General features: G+C 71.5%; 13 protein-coding genes. 10 read left to right on the top strand and 3 right to left on the bottom strand.

Translation table 11 applies throughout. The features are described 5' to 3' along the window. Nucleotides 1–61: 61 nt before the first annotated feature. Together hemB and ACFV9W_RS16485 are read left to right on the top strand one after the other, a co-directional pair. Nucleotides 62–1,054: a porphobilinogen synthase gene (hemB, locus tag ACFV9W_RS16490; RefSeq protein WP_385760873.1), complete on the top strand. Its 993-nt coding sequence runs from the start codon at nucleotides 62–64 to the stop codon at nucleotides 1,052–1,054. 45 nt (nucleotides 1,055–1,099) lie between these two features. Next, complete coding sequence (locus ACFV9W_RS16485) at nucleotides 1,100–2,272, top strand: winged helix DNA-binding domain-containing protein (protein ID WP_385760871.1); 1,173 nt, start codon at nucleotides 1,100–1,102, stop codon at nucleotides 2,270–2,272. Nucleotides 2,273–2,366: 94 nt separating this feature from the next. On the opposite strand, the gene ACFV9W_RS16480 is transcribed toward ACFV9W_RS16485, so the two are convergent. Together ACFV9W_RS16480 and ACFV9W_RS16475 are read right to left on the bottom strand one after the other, a co-directional pair. Next, entirely contained in the window at nucleotides 2,367–2,546 is a 180-nt protein-coding gene (locus ACFV9W_RS16480; RefSeq protein ID WP_385760869.1) for a hypothetical protein, read from the bottom strand. Nucleotides 2,547–2,760: 214 nt separating this feature from the next. Then, complete coding sequence (locus ACFV9W_RS16475; protein WP_385760866.1) at nucleotides 2,761–5,739, bottom strand: BTAD domain-containing putative transcriptional regulator; 2,979 nt, start codon at nucleotides 5,737–5,739, stop codon at nucleotides 2,761–2,763. Between the two features lie 241 nt (nucleotides 5,740–5,980). Here ACFV9W_RS16475 and ACFV9W_RS16470 point away from each other — a divergent pair, with 241 nt between their 5' ends. The 8 genes from ACFV9W_RS16470 to ACFV9W_RS16435 all read left to right on the top strand — a co-directional run bounded on the left by ACFV9W_RS16470 (nucleotide 5,981) and on the right by ACFV9W_RS16435 (nucleotide 17,159). Continuing rightward, nucleotides 5,981–7,249 (top strand): amidohydrolase family protein, encoded by a 1,269-nt coding sequence (locus ACFV9W_RS16470; protein ID WP_385760863.1) that lies wholly within the window; start codon nucleotides 5,981–5,983, stop codon nucleotides 7,247–7,249. Between the two features lie 131 nt (nucleotides 7,250–7,380). Continuing rightward, on the top strand, nucleotides 7,381–8,337 hold the full coding sequence (locus ACFV9W_RS16465) for an LLM class F420-dependent oxidoreductase (RefSeq protein WP_385760860.1): 957 nt from the start codon (nucleotides 7,381–7,383) through the stop codon (nucleotides 8,335–8,337). 3 nt (nucleotides 8,338–8,340) lie between these two features. Then, nucleotides 8,341–9,129, top strand: coding sequence for an SDR family NAD(P)-dependent oxidoreductase (locus ACFV9W_RS16460; protein ID WP_385760857.1), 789 nt, complete (start codon nucleotides 8,341–8,343; stop codon nucleotides 9,127–9,129). Nucleotides 9,130–9,248: 119 nt separating this feature from the next. Further along, nucleotides 9,249–10,367: an LLM class flavin-dependent oxidoreductase gene (locus ACFV9W_RS16455; protein WP_385760854.1), complete on the top strand. Its 1,119-nt coding sequence runs from the start codon at nucleotides 9,249–9,251 to the stop codon at nucleotides 10,365–10,367. Between the two features lie 121 nt (nucleotides 10,368–10,488). After that, entirely contained in the window at nucleotides 10,489–12,228 is a 1,740-nt protein-coding gene (locus tag ACFV9W_RS16450) for an amidohydrolase family protein (protein WP_385760851.1), read from the top strand. Further along, nucleotides 12,225–13,685, top strand: a complete 1,461-nt coding sequence (locus ACFV9W_RS16445) for an aldehyde dehydrogenase family protein (RefSeq protein WP_385760848.1) — start codon at nucleotides 12,225–12,227, stop codon at nucleotides 13,683–13,685. Before ACFV9W_RS16450 ends, ACFV9W_RS16445 begins: the two co-directional genes overlap by 4 nt. Before the next feature lie 150 nt (nucleotides 13,686–13,835). Continuing rightward, nucleotides 13,836–15,383: a serine/threonine-protein kinase gene (locus ACFV9W_RS16440; protein ID WP_385760845.1), complete on the top strand. Its 1,548-nt coding sequence runs from the start codon at nucleotides 13,836–13,838 to the stop codon at nucleotides 15,381–15,383. 219 nt (nucleotides 15,384–15,602) lie between these two features. Then, on the top strand, nucleotides 15,603–17,159 hold the full coding sequence (locus tag ACFV9W_RS16435) for an APC family permease (protein ID WP_385760842.1): 1,557 nt from the start codon (nucleotides 15,603–15,605) through the stop codon (nucleotides 17,157–17,159). 16 nt (nucleotides 17,160–17,175) lie between these two features. Here ACFV9W_RS16435 and ACFV9W_RS16430 read toward each other — a convergent pair whose 3' ends face one another. Further along, nucleotides 17,176–18,678, bottom strand: a complete 1,503-nt coding sequence (locus ACFV9W_RS16430; protein ID WP_385760839.1) for a CehA/McbA family metallohydrolase — start codon at nucleotides 18,676–18,678, stop codon at nucleotides 17,176–17,178. Nucleotides 18,679–18,788 lie beyond the last annotated feature (110 nt).

Genomic DNA, 18,788 nt, shown 5'->3' with positions numbered 1-18,788 from the left:
GCCCAGGGCGGTTGCGGTTGGCCGTTCTGCAGCGGTGTGTACGTAGTTCGAGGAGATCAGTGTGACTCGGTACGGTTCTTTTCCCGGTGCGCGGCCGCGGCGGCTGCGGACGACTTCCACCATGCGGCGGATGGTCGCCGAGACGCGGCTGCATCCGTCCGATCTGATCCTCCCGGCGTTCGTGCGCGAGGGGATCGACGCTCCGGTGGAGATCGGCTCCATGCCGGGCGTGTACCAGCACACCCGTGACTCCCTGAAGAAGGCCGCGGCCGAGGCCGCCGAGGCGGGCGTCTCCGGGATCATGCTGTTCGGCGTGCCGCTGGAGGAGAAGAAGGACGGCCGGGGCACGGTCGGCACGGACTCCGACGGCATCCTCCAGCTCGCGCTGCGGGACGTGCGTGCCGAGGTCGGCGACGACCTGCTGGTCATGTCGGACCTGTGCCTGGACGAGTTCACGGACCACGGCCACTGCGGCGTCCTCGACGAGCAGGGCCGCGTGGACAACGACGCGACGCTCGAGCGGTACGCGGAGATGGCGCAGGTCCAGGCCGACGCGGGCGCGCACATCGTCGGCCCGAGCGGCATGATGGACGGTCAGATCGGGGTCATCCGCGACGCGTTGGACCAGATCGGCCGCGACGACGTCTCGATCCTCGCGTACTCGGTGAAGTACTCCTCCGCCTTCTTCGGCCCGTTCCGCGAGGCCGTCGGTTCCTCGCTCAAGGGTGACCGCAAGACGTACCAGCAGGACCCGGCGAACGTCCGGGAGTCCCTGCGGGAGCTGGCGCTCGACCTCGAGGAGGGCGCCGACATGGTGATGGTGAAGCCGGCCGGCCCGTACCTCGACATCCTGGCCCGCGTCGCCGACGCGTCCGACGTGCCGGTCGCGGCGTACCAGATCAGCGGCGAGTACGCGATGATCGAGGCGGCGGCGCAGCGCGGCTGGATCGAGCGGGACGCGTCGATCATGGAGTCGCTGCTCGGCATCAAGCGGGCCGGCGCGAACATGATCCTCACGTACTGGGCCACGGAAGTGGCTCGCAAGCTGGGCTGACGTTTTCGGCGTGCGCGGGGTGGGCCGGGCCGGAAGAATTCCGGCATGACCACGAACTCGATCTCCGCGCGGGGCCTCAACAGATCGACTCTGGCCCGGCAGTTGCTGCTCGGCCGGGCGGCGGTCGGGGCCGAGGAGGCACTACGGCGGGTTGTCGCGCTCCAGGCGCAGCAGCCCGCTTCGCCGTATGTGGCGCTGTGGAACCGGGTGGCGGGCTTCGAACCGGGGGACCTGGACGGGGTGTTCGGCGGGTTCCGGGCGGTGAAGTCGACGCTGATGCGGATCACGCTGCACGTGGTGCATGCCGACGACTACCGGGAGTTCAGGGCGGCGGTGGAGCCGACGGTGCGGGGTGCGCGGCTCGGGGATCCGCGGTTCCGGGCGTCGGGTCTGGTGGCGGAGGACGCGGACGCGCTGCTTCCGGAGCTGCTGCGGGTTGCCGAACGGCCGCGTACGGCAGGGGAGTTGACCGACTGGTTCGCGGGGCGGGTCGGGCCCGACGGCGAGAAGCTGGTGACGGCCTGCCGGATGCTGCGGCAGTACGCGCCGCTGTGGCACGCGCCGGTCGACGGGTCGCCGTGGTCGTACGCCTCCGACAAGCGGCAGCTGTTCGTCGCGGCGGAGGCGGGCGTGCGGCCGCGGCTGCGGGACCCGGAGGCGACGGCCGCGGGGCTGCGGGCCCTGATCCGCCGCTACTTGGCGGGGTTCGGGCCCGCGTCGGTGGCGGACATGGCCCAGTTCGCCCTCGTACAGAAGGGGCGGGTGCGGGCGGCGCTCGACGAGGATCTGGAGCGGTTCACGGGGCCGGGCGGCGAGGTGCTGTACGACGTGCCGGGCGGCCCGCTGCCCGAGCCGGACGTGCCCGCGCCGCCGCGCCTCATGGCGATGTGGGACAGCGTGCTGCTCGCGTACGCGGACCGGGGCCGGGTGCTCCCGCCGGAGTACCGGCGGCACGTGACGCGGGTGAACGGGGACGTGCTGCCGACGGTCCTCGTGGACGGATACGTGGCCGGCGTCTGGCGGCTCGCTCCGGGCGGCGGTGGCGTGGAGGTGGGCGCGTTCCGGCCGCTGCCGGAGGAGGCGTGGGCGGGCCTTGAGGCCGAGGCCCGGGGTGTGGCCCGGTTGCTGATGGGGCGGGACCCGGGGGCGTATCGCCGCTACGACCACTGGTGGGACAAGGGGCTGCCGGTGGCGGAGGGGCGGGTGCTCGGCGGCTAGCGGGCCGCTCCGGCCGCGCTGGTTCCGGACGCACCTCGGCCGCGGCGGTTCCCCCTCCGGTCCGCCGCGGCCGATCCCCGTCTCCGTGGTGGTCTTAGGGCTTTTCGCTGGATATGTGCGAGTCCTGCGGGGTGACGGTGCCGCCGGAGATGTGGCTGTCCTGCGGCTTCACCTCGTCGAGTTCCTCGCTCGAGATGTGGCTGTCGAGCGGCTTCACCTCGTCGAGCTCTTCGCTGGAGATGTGGCTGTCCTGCGGCTTGATCTTGTCGCTCATGGCGATGATCTCCCTGTAGGTGGCGTACGTGCGGAGGACGTCCGCCCGGCAACTCCCCCGTGGGTTGCCGGGCGGCCGTCGCGGGCCGTCACCGTAGCGGCCGGCCCGACCGCCAATCCGTCTGCCCCCCGACGCGACGGGTCGGCAATGAAGAGAGTGGCGTGCCGCGATAAACGAATGATGAACGGCCGTCCGAAGGCGGGCCAGGAGGGCTCTAGGCCGCGACGGGCTTCATCAGCGTCCGGACCTCGGCGGCCTCGGGGGAGCCGAGGCGCTCGTAGATGGTGAGGGCCTCGCTCCAGCAGGCGTGCGCCCGGTCCGGCTGGCCGAGCAGCGCCAACGCCCTGCCGAGAACGGTCAGTATGCCGCCGCGCCGCCACTCCCCGCCGATGCCGCGCAGGGCGATGGCCTGTTCCGCGTGGGCGGCGGCGAGCGGGGCGCGCTGGGCCGCGAGATGCACCTCGGCGAGCCGGAGGTGTGTGACGCCCTCCCACAGGGGCTGGCGGTTCTCGCGGAAGATGCCGAGCGCGGCGGTGAGTTGGTCGAGCGCGTCGCCGTACCGGCGGGCGGCGGTCAGTGCCAGGCCGAGGGCGTACCGTCCGTTGGCCAGGCGCAGGGCCGTGCCGAGCAGGTCGTAGATCTCGATGCCCTGCTCGGCGAGCTCTATGGCGCTGTCGGGCCTGCCCTGCGCGAGGTGGATGCGGGAGAGGTTGCACAGCGCGCTGGCCTCGCCCGGGGTGTTCTTGTCCGCGCGGAAGTTCTCGAGCGCCACCCGCAGGTACGTGTCCGCCTGGGCGAGGTCGTTGCGGTAGAAGGCGATGATGCCGCGCTCGTGCGGTGCGTGGCCGTTCGACCAGGAGTCCGACGCGGCGTCCAGGTCCATCGCGGCGGCGGCCGCCCGTTCCGCCTCGTCGAACCGGCCCGCGAACGCCCACACCTGGGACAGCGTCGTCTGCGCCCGCGCCTCGGCGACGGCGTCGCCCAGCTCGCGGGCCCTGTCGCGCAGGGCGACTGCGGCACGCTCGTACCGCAGCGAGCTCGCCCCCGATTCGGACAGGTCCTTGGCCACGAGGATGAGGCTCGCCGCCCGCTGCAACAGGTCCGCCCGAAGCGACTGCTGGAGGCAGGACAGGAGGCATTCGGACTCGGCGAACAGCCAGTCCAGGGCCGCTGTGTGGTCCTGGAAGGAGAGGCCCGGGTGGTTCGTCGGCGCGACGTGGTCCACCAGGCGGTCTCCCGGCCGTTCGATCGCGTACACCCGTGTCGCCGTCGCCAGGTAGAAGTCGAGGAGCCGCGACAGGGCGGCCTCCCGCTCCTCGGCCGTCTCGTCCCGCTCGGCGCACGCACGCGCGTAGAGCCGGACCAGGTCGTGGAAGCGGTAGCGGCCGGGAGCGGCGGATTCCAGGAGCGAGGTGTCGACCAGGGACTCCAGGACGTCCTCCGTCGACTCGATGTCGAGGTCCAGGGCCGCGGAGGCCGCCGCGAGGGAGATGTCGGGGCCGTCCGCGAGGCCCAGGAGGCGGAAGGCGCGGGACTGGGCGGGCTCCAGCTGCCCGTAGCCGAGCTCGAACGTGGCCTTGACGGCGAGGTCGCCGGCCTGGAGCTCGTCGAGGCGGCGGCGCTCGTCCGCCAGCTTGGCGGCGAGGACCGAGACCGTCCACGTGCGGCGGGCCGCGAGACGGGAGGCAGCGATACGGATCGCCAGGGGGAGGAAGCCGCAGGCCGCGACGACGTCGAGGGCCGCCGTGCGCTCCGACGTCATCCGCTCCTCGCCCACGATGCGGGTGAAGAGGAGCAGTGCCTCGTCGGGGGACATGACGTCCAGGTCGACCAGGTGCGCGCCGGCCAGGTCGACCATCCGGACCCGGCCCGTGATCAGTGCCGCGCACCCCGCCGTGCCCGGCAGCAGCGGTCTGACCTGCGCCGCGTCCCGCGCGTTGTCGAGCAGGACCAGGGTCCTGCGGCCGTCGAGCGTCGAACGGAACAGGGCCGCTCGCTCCTCCAGGGACTCGGGTACCGCCGAGTCCGGGGTGCCGAGGGCGCGCAGGAAGGAGCCGAGGACCGTCTCGGGTTCGGCGGGGCGCGGGCTCGTGCCCTGGAGGTCCACGTAGAGCTGGCCGTCGGGGAACGCGGCGCGGGCCGCGTGCGCCACGTGCACGGCGAGGGTGGTCTTGCCGACCCCGCCGATGCCCGCCACCGCCGAGACCGCCATCACCGAGCCCGCGCCCGATTCGGAGGACGCGGCGGCGAGGGTCTCGCCGAGTTCCGTCACGAAGGACGCGCGGCCCGTGAAGTCCGGGACCGTGGCCGGGAGCTGGGCCGGGCGCTGCGGTGTCTGCGAGGGCTCGGGCGGCTGCGCCGAGGGCTCGGAGAGGGCCGGGTCCGCCTGGAGGATGCGCTGCTGGAGCTCGGAGAGGCCGGCGCGCGGGTCCACTCCCAGCTCGTCGGCGAGGAGGCGGCGGGTGTCCGCGTAGACGGCGAGGGCCTCGGCCTGCCGGCCCGAGCGGTAGAGCGCCAGCATCAGCAGTTCGCGCAGGCGCTCGCGGAGCGGGTGGTCGGCGGTCAGGGCCGTGAGCGCCGAGACCGCCTCGGCGTGGCAGCCCTGCTCGAGGTCCATGTCGAGCCGCGTTTCCAGGAGTTGGAGGCGCCACTCCTCCAGGCGGGCGCGCTCCGTCTCCGCGTGCGGGCCCGGTACGTGGGCCAGCGGCTCGCCGTCCCACAGGTCCAGGGCCTCGTTCGCCAGCGCTCGGGCCTGGCACAGGTCGGCGGACTGCCGCGCACGCTCGGCCCGCGCGGCCAGCTCCTCGGCCGCCGCCAGGTCGAGGGCGTCGGGACGCGCCATCCGCAGCGCGTAGCCCCCCGCCTCGGTCTCCAGGACGCCGGGGCCGAGGATCTTGCGCAGCCGCGAGGCGTACGTGCGGATCGCGGCCAGCGCCTGCGAAGGGGGCTCCTCGCCCCATACGGAGTCGATGAGTTCGGCCGCCGTCGCCGTGCGGCCCTGACGCAGCAGGAGGGCGGCGAGGAGCGCGCGCTGCTGCGGGGAACCGGTGGGCAGCGCCTCGTCGCCGCGCCAGGCCCTGACCGGGCCGAGCACGCTGAAGCGCAGGTCGGAGCCTGCGGCCGGGGCCGCGTCCGAGGGGTCCTCGGGCGGGGCGGCACGCCGCTGCTCCGGTACCCGCGGTCCACCGACCATCTTCACTGCTCCCTGCCGCCACGTCCGCACGGGTCGTTCCGCGCACGTCATTCTGTCGCGCCGTCCAACCGGCGCGCCGTGTTGCGCGCACATCAAAGACAACTGCCGTCAGTTTGCCTTGTTCCCGGCGGATACGTCAGCCATGGAAGGCACCCATCACAGAGACCTCACGCGTGAGCCATCGAGAACCACTGCGCCCCCACTAGCTGACGGGTCGTCAGATCAGCGCTACCGTGAGCCCATGGAGACCACGGAGACAGAAAGCACTCGAAACGCTCAAAACCCCCTGGAATCGGCCGACTTCCCGCGCATCATCTCCGTCGACGACCACACCGTGGAGCCGCCGAACGTCTGGTCCGACCGGCTGCCGAAGAAGTTCCGCGACACCGGGCCCCGGATCGTCCGCGCCCCGCTGAAGGAAATGACGTTCCTGGGCGGGAAGTTCGCGCCGGTCATGGGAGCGCCCGGCGACGACGGGCCGATCGGCGACTGGTGGGTGTACGAGGATCTGCACCGGCCGCTGACCAGGCTCGACACCGCGGTCGGCTACGACAGGGACGAGATCAAGCTGGAGGTCATCACCTACGAGCAGATGCGGCCGGGGTCCTTCAGCGTCCCGGAGCGGCTCGCCGACATGGACGTCAACCACGTCCAGTCCGCCCTCTGCTTCCCCACCTTCCCGCGCTTTTGCGGGCAGACCTTCACCGAGGCCAAGGACCGGGAGCTCGGGCTGCTCGGCGTCCGGGCGTACAACGACTGGATGGTGGAGGAGTGGTGCGGGCCGCAGGCGCAGGGGCGGCTCATACCTCTCACTCTCGTGCCGCTGTGGGACGCGGAGCTGGCGGCGGCGGAGGTGCGGCGCAATGCCGCGCGCGGGGTGCGGGCGGTCGCGTTCTCCGAGATTCCGCCGCATCTCGGGCTGCCGTCCATCCACACGGACGACTGGGATCCGTTCCTCGCGGCGTGCGCGGAGACCGGGACCGTCATCGCCATGCACATCGGGTCCAGCAGCAAGATGCCGTCGACGTCGCCGGACGCGCCGCCGGCCGTCGGGTCGACCATCACCTTCGCCAACTGCTGCTTCTCGATGGTGGACTGGCTGATGAGCGGCAAGTTCGAACGCTTCCCGGATCTGCGGATCATGTACGCGGAGGGGCAGATCGGCTGGATCCCCTACATCCTTGAGCGGGCCGACGTGGTCTGGGAGGAGAACCGGGGCTGGGGCGGTGTCGCCGACAAGGTGCGCAAGCCGCCGTCCGAGTACTTCGCCGACCACGTCTTCGGCTGCTTCTTCGATGACGCGTTCGGGCTGAAGAACCTCGATTCCATCGGGGTCGGGAACGTCCTCTACGAGACGGACTACCCGCACTCCGACTCGACGTGGCCCAAGTCGAAGGAGGTCGGTGAGGCGCAGATGGGGCACCTGGCGCCGGACGTGGTGGACCGGTTGGTCCGGGGCAATGCGATCGACCTGCTCGGTCTGGACCCGGACGGTTGCTGGAGGCCCTGATCGGTTGCCCCGCACCGGCGTTGAGGCCTCGGGGCTCTGCCCCGAGGCGGGGGAGCGGGAGGCCTTGCCTGACGGGGCGTCAGGCGTGAGGATGTGACGGTCCGTCAGGAAGATGATCGGCAGGGGACCTCATGGTGTCGCTCGCGTACGGAATGCAACTCCCGGTCCAGTCCCAGAGCACCGTCTACGCCGAACCGTGGGAGGCGGGCGCGGGTGTCGAGGATCTCGTCGAGATCGCCCGCACCGCCGACCGGAGCGGGTTCGACTACATCGCGAGCTGCGACCACGTCGCCATCCCGCGCCGCCTCGCCGACGCCATGTCGACGACCTGGTACGACCCCGTCGCCACGCTCTCCTTCCTGGCGGGCGTCACGGAACGCGTGCGGCTGCTCAGTCACGTCGCGATCGTCGGGCTGCGGCATCCGCTCGTCACCGCCAAGCAGTACGCGACCCTCGACCACCTCAGCGGCGGCCGGCTCGTCCTCGGCGTCGGGGCCGGGCACGTACAGGAGGAGTTCGAGGCGCTCGGCGTCGACTTCGCGCGGCGCGGCGCCGTGCTCGACGAGAGCGTCGACGCGCTGAAAGCGGCGCTCGGGCCGGAGGAGTTCCCCGTGCACAAGGGGGAGCTGTTCCGGTTCGAGGGGCTCGGGCAGCGGCCCCGGCCCGCCCAGCCGCGCGTCCCGATCTGGGTCGGCGGCTCCTCCGCCCCCGCCGTGCGCCGCGCCGCGCTCAAGGGCGACGGCTGGCTGCCGCAGGGCGACCCGCGGGACCGGCTCCCGGCGCAGATCGAGAAGTTGCGGCGGCTGCGCGCCGAGGCCGGGATCGAGGCGCCGCTCACCGTGGGCGCCATCACCGAACCGCTGTACCTGGGCGAGCCGGCCTGGGACGTCGGACGGCGCACCCTGACCGGTCCGGGCGAGGCCGTCGCCGAGTCGCTGCGGGCCTACGCCGCGATGGGCGTGCAGCAGATCCAGATCCGGTTCCGCAGCCGGACCCGCAAGGAACTCACCGACCAGATGGCGGCCTTCGCCGCCGAAGTGGCTCCGCACCTGAACGACCTCAACCGACCGACAAGGCAAGGGGTTTGACGCATGGGTAAGCTCGACGGACGCGTGGTCCTCATCACCGGTGCGGCGCGCGGGCAGGGGGAGCAGGAGGCGCGGCTGTTCGCCTCGGAGGGGGCGAAGGTGGTTGTCGCCGATGTGCTCGACGACCAGGGTGAGGCCGTCGCCAAGGATCTCGGCAACGGCAACGCCGTCTACGTGCACCTGGACGTGAGCAAGGAGGAGGACTGGGTCGCCGCCGTCGGCACCGCGAAGGCCGCCTTCGGGAAGATCGACGGGCTCGTCAACAACGCGGGCATCCTGCGCTTCAACGAGCTGGTCTCGACGCCGCTGGACGAGTTTCAGCAGATCATCCAGGTCAATCAGGTGGGGGCGTTTCTGGGGATCAAGACCGTCGCGCCCGAGATCGGTGCGGCGGGTGGCGGGTCGATCGTCAACACCTCCTCGTACACCGGCGTGACGGGGATGGCGTACGTCGGCGCGTACACCGCCACCAAGCACGCCATCGTGGGGCTCACCCGCGTCGCCGCGCTTGAACTGGCCGCGCAGAAGATCCGGGTCAACGCCGTCTGCCCCGGCGCCATCGACACCGCCATGAGCAATCCGTCCCAGCTCGACCCCGAGGCGGACAGTGAGGAGGCCGCGCAGGCCCTCGACGCGCTGTACCAGAAGCTCGTGCCGCTCGGCCGGGTCGGGAAGCCGGAGGAGGTCGCGCGGCTCGCGCTCTTCCTCAGCGCCGAGGAGGACTCGGCGTACATCACGGGCCAGCCGTTCGTGGTGGACGGCGGGTGGCTGGCGGGGGTCAGTGTGCTCTGAGCAGAGCCCTCGACCCTATCTGACGCTGCGTCAGGTATTGACGCTCAACCACCGCAGTGGAACAGTCGACCCATCCAATCTGACGATGCGTCAGAAACTGACGAGGACGGTGAACCTCCTTGGAATTCGGGCTCTTTGTGCAGGGATACTTGGGCAAGCAGGCGCTGACCGACCCGACGGCCGAGCACCGCGCGCTCATGAACGAGACCGAGTACGTCATCCAGGCGGACAAGTCCGGCTTCAAGTACGCCTGGGCGTCCGAGCACCACTTCCTGGAGGAGTACTCGCACCTTTCCGCGAACGACGTCTTCCTGGGGTACCTCGCGCACGCGACGGACCGGATCCACCTCGGGTCAGGCATCTTCAACCCGCTGGCGCCGGTCAATCACCCCGTGAAGGTCGCCGAGAAGGTCGCCATGCTCGACCATCTCAGCGAGGGGCGGTTCGAGTTCGGCAGCGGGCGCGGCGCCGGCTCCCACGAGATTCTTGGGTTCATGCCGGGCGTGACCGACATGAACTACACCAAGGAGATCTGGGAAGAGACCATCCGCGAGTTCCCGAAGATGTGGCTCCAGGACGAGTACGTCGGGTTCAAGGGCAAGCACTGGGAGCTGCCGCCCCGCAAGGTGCTGCCCAAGCCGTACGGGAAGTCGCACCCCGGCATGTGGTACGCGGCCGGGTCCCCGCCCTCGTACGCGATGGCGGCCAAGAAGGGGCTCGGTGTGCTGGGCTTCAGCGTGCAGAAGGTCTCCGACATGGAGTGGGTCCTCGAGCAGTACAAGACCGCCATCCAGGACCCGGACCCCATCGGCGACTTCGTCAACGACAACGTCATGGTGACCTCCACGGCGATCTGTGCCGAGACGCACGAGAAGGCGGTGCAGATAGCCGTCGGCGGCGGGCTCAACTACCTGCAGTCGCTGCTGTTCCGGTACCACGACACGTTCCCGCGGCCCGAGGGCATCCCCGAGTGGCCGGAGCTGCTTCCGGACTACTCCGAGGAGATCATCGAGCTGCTCATCGCCGAGGAGCTGATGATCTGCGGGGACCCGGACGAGGTGCTCCAGCAGTGCAAGCGGTGGGAGCAGGCGGGGGCGGACCAGTTGTCCTTCGGGCTGCCCATCGGGGTGTCGCACGAGGACACGCTGAACTCGATCAAGCTGATCGGGGAGCACGTGATTCCGAAGATCGACACGGACCCGGTGCACCGGACGACCAGGTTCCGGTCGGCCGTGTAGTCCGGTTGGGCCGGCCCCGGCCCTCCTCCTCCCGGACGGGAGGGCCGGGGCCCAGTCGTCGCGCCGCACATGCGGGCCCGGGTGCCGCAGAGACGTGAAGAGTGAAGGGAGACGGACTCGTATGCTCGACCACCTCATCAAGGGCGCCACCGTTGTCGACGGGACCGGTGCGCCTGCCTTTGTCGCCGACGTCGGGATTCGGGGCGGGCGGATCGCCGTCGTCGCCGAGCCCGGGAAGGTCGCCGAGGAGGCGCGGAGTACCGAGGACGCCTCGGGGCTCGTGCTCGCGCCCGGGTTCGTCGACCCGCACACGCACTACGACGCCCAGCTGTTCTGGGACCCGTACGCCACGCCCTCGCTCAATCACGGCGTGACGACCGTGGCCGGAGGCAACTGCGGGTTCACGCTCGCCCCGTTGAACCCCGATCAGCCCGGTGACGCCGACTACACGCGGCGGATGATGTCCAGGGTGGAGGGCATGTCGCTGGTCGCCCTGGAGGAGGGCGCTCCGTGGACCTGGAACTCGTTCGGGGACTACCTGGGCGCGCTCGACGGGCGGATCGCCGTCAACGCCGGGTTCATGGTGGGGCACTGCGCCCTGCGGCGGTACGTGATGGGCGCCGATGCCGTCGGCGGGCAGCCGACTCCTGAGCAACTCGACCGGATGGTCGCGCTGTTGAAGGACGCCATGGACGCCGGGGCCTGGGGGCTCTCCACCACCCAGTCGTCCTCGCACTCCGACGGGGACGGCGAACCCGTCGCCTCCCGGCACGCGAAGCCCGCCGAGATGATCGCGCTCAGCAAGGCGGTCGGCGAGCACGAGGGCACGCAGATCGAGGCCATCGTCGCCGGGTGCCTCGACCAGTTCAGTGACGACGAGATCGAGCTGTTCGTGGACATGACGGCCGCTGCCGGACGGCCGCTCAACTGGAACGTCCTGACCATCGACGCCGCCGTCCCCGAGCGGGTGCCGCGGCAGCTGGAGGCGAGCGAGCGGGCCCGCAAGTCCGGCGGCCGGATCGTCGCCCTGACGATGCCGATCCTGACGCCGATGAACATGAGCCTCGGGACGTTCTGCGCGCTCAATCTGATACCCGGCTGGGGCGATATCCTCGGGCTGCCCGTCGACGAACGGATCGCCAAGCTGCGGGACCCCGAGGTGCGCGGCGAGATGCTGCGGCGCGCCGACAGCAAGGAGGCCGGCGTCTTCAGGCGGCTCGCGAACTTTGGGCGCTACGTCATCGGGGACACGTACTCCGAGGCCAACGAGGGCCTGAGCGGGCGCGTGGTGCGGGACATCGCCGCCGAGCGGGGGCAGGAGCCCTTCGAGTGCCTCGTCGAGATCTGCGCCAACGACGGGCTGCGGACCGTGCTGTGGCCGATGCCGACCGACAACGACCCCGACTCCTGGGCGCTGCGGGCCGAGACCTGGAACCACGAGGACGTCATGCTCGGCGGGTCCGACGCGGGCGCGCACCTGGACCGGATGTGCGGGGCGCCGTACACGACCCGGTTCATCGGGGACTGTCTGCGCGGGCGGAAGCTGATGGGGCTCGAGCAGGCCGTGAAGATGCTCACCGACGACCCGGCCCAGCTGTTCGGGCTGCGCGAGCGCGGGCGGATCCAGGAGGGGTGGCACGCCGACCTGGTGCTGTTCGACCCCGAGACCATCGACGCGGGCAAGGCGACCCTCGTGCACGACCTGCCCGGCGACAGCCCGCGGCTCGACTCGAAGGCCATCGGCATAAACGCCGTGTGGGTCAATGGTGTTGAGGCCATGCGCGGCGACGTCGTGAGCGGCGCCGTGCCGGGCAAGGTGCTGCGCTCGGGCGCCGACACGCGGACGGTGAGCACCAAGTGACCGAATCCCAGCGGCTGTTCGTCGGGGGCGAGTGGGTCGAGCCCGATGGCGGGCACTACGACGTCGTCGACCCGGCGAGCGGGACCGTCGTCGGGCACGCCCCCGAGGCCTCGCGGCAGCAGGTGCACGACGCCGCGCGCGCGGCCCGCGACGCCTTCGGGTCCTGGTCGCGCACGAAGCCGGAGGAGCGGGCCGCGATCCTCGACCGGGCCGCCGACCTCATCCAGCGGGACTTCGCCGCCAACGCCGAGCTGGCGCAGGCCGAGAGCGGGGCGACGACCGGGACCGCGCGCGGCATGCAGGTCGGTGTCGGCGTCGCGCGGTTCCGGCGGTACGCGAAGGGGGCCCTGGAACCGGTCGAGGAGGCGATGACGCCGCAGATCAACGAGGCCGGTCCGATGGGCAAGGCGGGTGTCACGGGCGCGCTCGCCGTGCGGCAGCCGGTCGGCGTCGTCACCTGCATCACCTCGTACAACAACCCGTGGGCCAACCCGGCCGGCAAGGTCGCCCCGGCGCTCGCGATGGGCAACACCGTCGTCGTGAAGCCCGCGCCGCAGGACCCGCTGTCCGTGTTCCGGATGGCGGCGGCCTTGGAGGAGGCGGGAGTCCCGGCCGGTGTCGTGAACGTCGTCAGCGGGACCGGGGTCGGTGTCGGCGAGGCCGCCGTCGATTCGCCGGACGTCGACATGGTGTCCTTCACCGGCTCCACCGCCGTCGGGCAGCGCATCGGCGAGGTGTGCGGCCGGTCCATGAAGCGGCAGCTGATGGAGCTGGGCGGCAAGGGCGCCGCGGTCGTCCTCGACGACGCCGACCTGGACTCGGCCGTCGCCGGGATCGGGACGACGTACGCCTTCTACAGCGGGCAGATCTGCACGGCTCCCACGCGGGCGATCGTGCACCGGTCCGTGTACGACGAGTTCGTGGCCAAGCTGACCGCGTACATCGGCTACATGAAGGTCGGCGACCCGCGCGCGAAGGGCACCGTCGTCGGGCCCGTCATCTCGGCGGCCCACCGCGAGCGGGTCGAGTCGTACGTCGAGCTGGGGCGCAAGGAGGGGGCGACGGTCGTCGCCGGTGGCGAGCGACCCGCTTTTGAGAACGGCTTCTACGTCGCGCCCACGCTGCTCGCCGACTGCACCAACGACATGCGGGTGGTGCGGGAGGAGATCTTCGGGCCCGTCGTCGCCGTGGTGCCCTTCGACGGCGACGAGGACGAGGCGGTCGCCCTCGCCAACGACTCCGACTACGGCCTCATCGACTATGTGTGGTCGGGCGATGTCGCGCGGGCCTTCCGGGTCGCGCGGCGGCTGCGGGCCGGCGGGGTCGGCGTGAACACCATCGGGCGGAACATGGAGGCGCCGTTCGGCGGCTTCAAGAAGAGCGGCGTCGGCAGGGACGTCGGTTCGTACGCTCTGCACGCGTACAGCGAGTGGCAGTCGATCGTCTGGCCGGGATAGGCCCGGGATAGGCCGCGCCAGATACGGGCGGACGGTCTCGACTGCATCATCAGCCCCACGGAACCCACGCACCTCCTTTCTGCGTGTCTACAACTGGACATGTGAAAATGCGCAGTTGTAGATGACCACTACGTCGGAACCGGGGGTTCCATGGAGGCGCTGGAGGCGCGGGATCCGCGCACGGTCGGCACGTACCGGGTGCTCGGGCGGATCGGTGAAGGCGGCATGGGGCGGGTCTACCTGGCCCGCAACACGGGCGGCCGGAACGTCGCGCTGAAGTTCATCCACTCCGACATGGCGGCGCAGCCCGGCTTCCGTGAACGCTTCCGGCGCGAGGCGGACGTCGTCCGCAGGGTCGGCGCGCCGGGCACGGTGCCGGTCGTCGACACGGGCCTCGACGAGCGGCACCCCTGGTACGCGTCGGAGTACGTGTCGGGGCCCTCCCTCCAGGACTCGGTCGACCGGTTCGGGCCGCTGCCCGCCGAATCGCTGTGGCGGCTCGCGGCCGATCTCGCGCAGACCCTGGAGCACGTGCACCGCGCGAAACTCGTGCACCGCGACCTCAAGCCGTCCAACGTGCTGCTGTCCGCCGACGGGCCGCGCCTCATCGACTTCGGGATCGTGCACGCCGCGCTCGACGCCGGGCTCTCCTCGGCGGGACTGACCTCGACCGGGGCCCGGATCGGCACCCCGGCCTACATGTCCCCCGAGCAGGCGTACGGCGAGAAGGTCACCGCCGCGACCGACGTCTACAGCTACGGGCTCACCCTCGCCTTCGCCGCCACCGGCGTCCAGCCGCACCGGGGCAGCCTCGACGCGCAGCTCCCGGGCGTGGGGGACGAGCTGCGGGACCTCATCCGGCAGTGCCTCGACCCGGAGCCGGAGCGGCGGCCCGACGTGGGGCAGCTCGTGGCCCGGGCGCGCACGCACGACGCGACGGGTGACGCGTGGCTGCCCGGACAGGTCATCTCGCTGATCGCCCGCAAGTCCGGGCAGCTGCTCAACCTGGAGGCGCATGCCGACACGGTGATGCACGGGGCCGAGGCCGGTCCCGGAGCCACGCAGCCGGACGCGGGCGGCGTGTTCGGGCCGAGCGGCGGAGACTTCCACGACGCGGTCACGAGGGGGCCGGGAGCCGGCCCCGCGTCCCCGCCGCCGCCTTCGACGCCGCCCCCGGCGCCGTACTCCACCCCGCCCTCCACCCCGTCCTCGACGCCGCCCGGTGGCGCGCACTTCGCCCAGCAGCCGACGGCCCCGGCCTGGCCCGCGTACGGGCAGCAGCCGCACCCGGCCGGGACTCCGCGACCCTCGTCGGGGCCCGCGCCGCGCGGGACCGCCGCCCGGCACGACGGGGGTCCCGGGCTGCCGGGGCGTCCCCTGCTGGGCCTGCTGTGGCTGGTGCCCGCGGGGCTCGCCGCGCTGGTGAAGTTCCCCAACGTGTCGGCGCTGATCGTCGGCGCCGCCGTCGTCGTGCTGATCTACACGGCGGCGAAGCTGTCCCGGCAGGGCGGCGGCGACCGCGAGTACCTGCTGTTCTGGATCGGTCTCGCGGCCGCGGTCGTGCTCGCCCTCTGCATCTCGACCGGGACGCCCGCGCTGATGGCGATCCTCGCGCTCCTGACGCTCGCCCTGATCTACGCGGTGCCCACCGCCGTCGGCCGTTTCCGTGGCGCGCGCCGCCCGGCGGGACGCACGTGACGCAGTAGGCACGGGAAAATTTTGAAACGGGCGAAAACGGACCCGGCTTCGATTACCGAATATCGAACGTCGGGCCATTGGCCTGCGATCTGCCGGTAGACTCGACTCGTCTCCCTGGGATGCACCGGGCATCCACCCGGATTCCCCATGGATTGACAGCCGCCAGGGTCGCGATAAAACCCGCCAGATGTGGAAACCGCAGGATTTAACGTCCTGTTCATGACTCAGTTGGACGCAGGGCCCTCGACGGGGCGGGCCGCAGACAGCACCGCGGGCGGCGGCGGCAAGGGCCTCGGCGGGAACTCCGTCGGGCTGCTCGGCAGCGCCGTCATCGGCGTCTCCACCGTCGCCCCCGTCTACTGCCTGACCTCCACGCTCGGCTCCACGGCCGGCGAGGTCGGCCTCCAGATGCCCGCGGTGTTCCTCGCGGGCTTCCTGCCGATGCTGCTCGTGGCCTTCGCGTACCGGGAGCTCAACAAGGTCATGCCGGACTGCGGCACGTCCTTCACCTGGACCGTGAAGGCGTTCGGGCCGCGCGTCGGGTGGATGTGCGGCTGGGGCCTGGTGATCGCGACGATCATCGTGCTCTCGAACCTCGCCGGGGTCGCGACCTCGTACTTCTGGCTGCTCGCGGGCGAGATCACCAACAGCACGTCGGTGGCGGCGCTCGACGACAACAAGGCCGTCCACATCGTCACGTGCCTCGTCCTCATCGCGGCCGCCACGGCGATCAGCTACCGGGGCATGACCGCGACGAAGGGCGTGCAGTACGCGCTGGTCGGACTCCAGCTCGTGGTGCTCGCCGTCTTCGTCGTGATGGCCGTCTCCAAGGCCGGCTCCGCGGACTTCGCCGGGACCTCGGTGGACTTCTCCTGGTCGTGGCTGAACCCGTTCTCGGTGCAGTCCTTCGGCGCGTTCACGGCCGGTCTGTCCCTGTCGATCTTCATGTACTGGGGCTGGGACGCCTGCCTGACCGCCAACGAGGAGACCGTCGGCAGCGAGAAGACGCCGGGCCGCGCCGCGCTCATCGCGATGGTCGTCCTCGTCGGCTCCTACCTGGCGACGGGCATCGCCGCACAGATGATCGTCGGCTCCGGCGACAAGGGCCTCGGCCTCGCCAACCCGGAGACCTCCGACAACGTCTTCGCGGCGCTCGCGGGCCCGGTGATGGGCCCCACCCTCGGCATCCTCCTGTTCGTCGCCGTCCTCGCCTCCGCTGCCGCGAGCCTCCAGACGACCTTCATCCCGGTCGCCCGCACGGTCCTCGCCATGTCGGCGTACGAGGCGCTGCCGGCCTCGTACGCGCGCGTGCACCCGAAGTTCCGCACGCCGGGCCGCGCGACCGTCACGGCGGGTGTCGCGACGGCCGTCTTCTACACGGTCATGACGCTGGTCTCCGAGCACGTCCTCGTCGACACGATCTACGCGCTCGGCCTCATGATCTGCTTCTACTACGCGCTGACGGCCTTCGCCTGCGCCTGGTACTTCAAGGCGGAACTGCGCTCCTCCGTGCGCGACTTCACCTTCAAGGGCCTCTTCCCGCTGCTCGGCGGCGTCCTGCTGTCCGCCGTCTTCGTCAAGACCCTCGTGGACATGTGGAACCCGGCGTACGGCAGCGGTTCCTCGGTGTTCGGGGTCGGCTCGGTCTTCGTGATCGGTGTCGGCCTGCTGCTCGTCGGCGTGGTCATCATGCTGGTGATGGGACGCCGCAGCCCGGCGTTCTTCCGCGGCGAGGTGCTGAACCGGCGGACGCCGGTGCTGGTCGTCGAGGACTAGCCCATGCCTCCGGGCCTTACGGGCCCAGGAAGATCGGGTTCGTGAACGCGGCCAGGGCCCCGGGGAAACCGGTCACCGTCGGAGCGTGCCTGACCTCCGCCCGTACGTACGCCGCGTAGGCCGCCGTCGTCCGCCAGGTCGCCGAGGCCGCGCCCGCCGCCGACGTGAAGAGGGTGCCCTGGTCGGTGACGATGTGCAGCGTGCAGTCGGCGGGCGCCTTCGCCTTCAGGGTCACCGTGACCGGCGCGTCGAGGTCCACCGTGAGGCGTTCGCCGATGCCCGCCGTCCCGCCCTTGCCGCCGGTCGCCGTGAAGGTGAGCTCGACGTCCTTGGACTCCGCGACGTACGAGCGGCCCGCCTTGATGCCCGCCTGGACGGCCTCGCGGCTCAGGTCGTCCGCGAGGACCACGGTCTGCGGGCCGCCGACGCGGTCCGGGTCGCGGTGCGCGTCGCTGTTGCCCATCGCGGGGAGCCAGCCCGTGCGGCCCTTGGAACGGGCGTGCGCGACCAGGGTGTTGTTCCAGTCCGACAGGGACACCTCGTCGTCCGGCGTGTACGGGCCGTTCCACACCTCGACCGCGTCCGCCTCGCCGAAGCCGAACTTCCAGCCGCAGCCGATGCACGTCGCGTGCGGGTGCGCCGGGACGACCAGGCCGCCCGCGCGGCGGATCTGCTGCGCGTACTTCGCCCAGCGGTTGTCGCGGGCCCGGTAGCGCCAGTCGACGAACGTGCCGGGCTCGGTGCCGAGGGCGAGCACGTGGCCGTTGCGGGTGGTGACCTCCTCGCCGAGCATCACCAGCAGGTCGTCGCCCGCCACGTCCGACCAGTGGGCGTGCGCGGCGTGCGTGTTGTGGTCGGAGGTGTTGATGAAGTCGAGTCCGGCGGCGCGGGCGAGCGCGCCGATCTCGGCGGGGGTGCGGCGGCCGTCCGAGTACCAGGAGTGCAGGTGGCAGTCGCCCCGGTACCAGGCGCGGCCCCGGCCGCGGGCCCGCTGCGGCGGGTACGCCGGGCGGGGCGCCGGGTCCGGCTTCCCGTGCGTGAGCGTCACCGTCACCTCGTACGGGAGGCCCTCCGGCGCCACCGTGTACGGGCCGAGCACGACGTTCCACCGGCCGGGGCGGACCGGGCCCGGGAGGTAGCCGGGCGTCGCGTCGTCGGCGCGGACGAAGAACTCGGTGCGGGCGCCGCCCGACCAGCCGCGGAAGCCCGCGCCGCCGAGCTCGGTGCCGCGCTCGTCGAACAGGCCGATGTCCAGGGCGTTGTTCTGGGGTCCGGCGGGGAGGCCCGTGGCCTTCTCGTACGTGTAGGACACCTTGATCTCGCGCACCCCCGCAGGGACGTCGACCGGGAGGTAGACGTAGTCGGGGGAGCCGGGCGGCAGGGTGCCCTTGAGCGTCTTCGTGGAGGTCGAGCCGTCGGCGGCGCTGGCGAAGCTCATGGTGGTGAGCGTAAGCGCGCCTGCGGCGCCGGTCACGAGCAAGGCTCGTCTGCCGATTCCGTGTTCGGCGTCAGTGCACATGTGGCGGCTCCCAAGGGTGGCTGGCGTGACGCGTGCAACCCTCGTATTGAGCCGTGAACCACGGCGCAAGGGAAGGGCTCCGACAGGCGCCCTCGAAGTGTCCGGATGGC

The sequence above is a fragment of the Streptomyces sp. NPDC059897 genome, assembly GCF_042730865.1.
Classification (GTDB): domain Bacteria; phylum Actinomycetota; class Actinomycetes; order Streptomycetales; family Streptomycetaceae; genus Streptomyces.
Note: the sequence above shows the minus strand (reverse complement) of the source record. Positions and strands in the feature narration are given on the sequence as shown.

Bases quoted from the DNA above. Each gene is read 5' to 3' on its own strand.
- ACFV9W_RS16485 (WP_385760871.1), top strand. From the start codon at position 1,100: ATGACCACGAACTCGATCTCCGCGCGGGGCCTCAACAGATCGACTCTG.
- ACFV9W_RS16475 (WP_385760866.1), bottom strand. From the start codon at position 5,739: ATGGTCGGTGGACCGCGGGTACCGGAGCAGCGGCGTGCCGCCCCGCCC.
- ACFV9W_RS16480 (WP_385760869.1), bottom strand. From the start codon at position 2,546: ATGAGCGACAAGATCAAGCCGCAGGACAGCCACATCTCCAGCGAAGAG.
- ACFV9W_RS16465 (WP_385760860.1), top strand. From the start codon at position 7,381: ATGGTGTCGCTCGCGTACGGAATGCAACTCCCGGTCCAGTCCCAGAGC.
- ACFV9W_RS16440 (WP_385760845.1), top strand. From the start codon at position 13,836: ATGGAGGCGCTGGAGGCGCGGGATCCGCGCACGGTCGGCACGTACCGG.
- ACFV9W_RS16470 (WP_385760863.1), top strand. From the start codon at position 5,981: ATGGAGACCACGGAGACAGAAAGCACTCGAAACGCTCAAAACCCCCTG.
- ACFV9W_RS16460 (WP_385760857.1), top strand. From the start codon at position 8,341: ATGGGTAAGCTCGACGGACGCGTGGTCCTCATCACCGGTGCGGCGCGC.
- ACFV9W_RS16435 (WP_385760842.1), top strand. From the start codon at position 15,603: ATGACTCAGTTGGACGCAGGGCCCTCGACGGGGCGGGCCGCAGACAGC.
- ACFV9W_RS16450 (WP_385760851.1), top strand. From the start codon at position 10,489: ATGCTCGACCACCTCATCAAGGGCGCCACCGTTGTCGACGGGACCGGT.
- ACFV9W_RS16430 (WP_385760839.1), bottom strand. From the start codon at position 18,678: ATGTGCACTGACGCCGAACACGGAATCGGCAGACGAGCCTTGCTCGTG.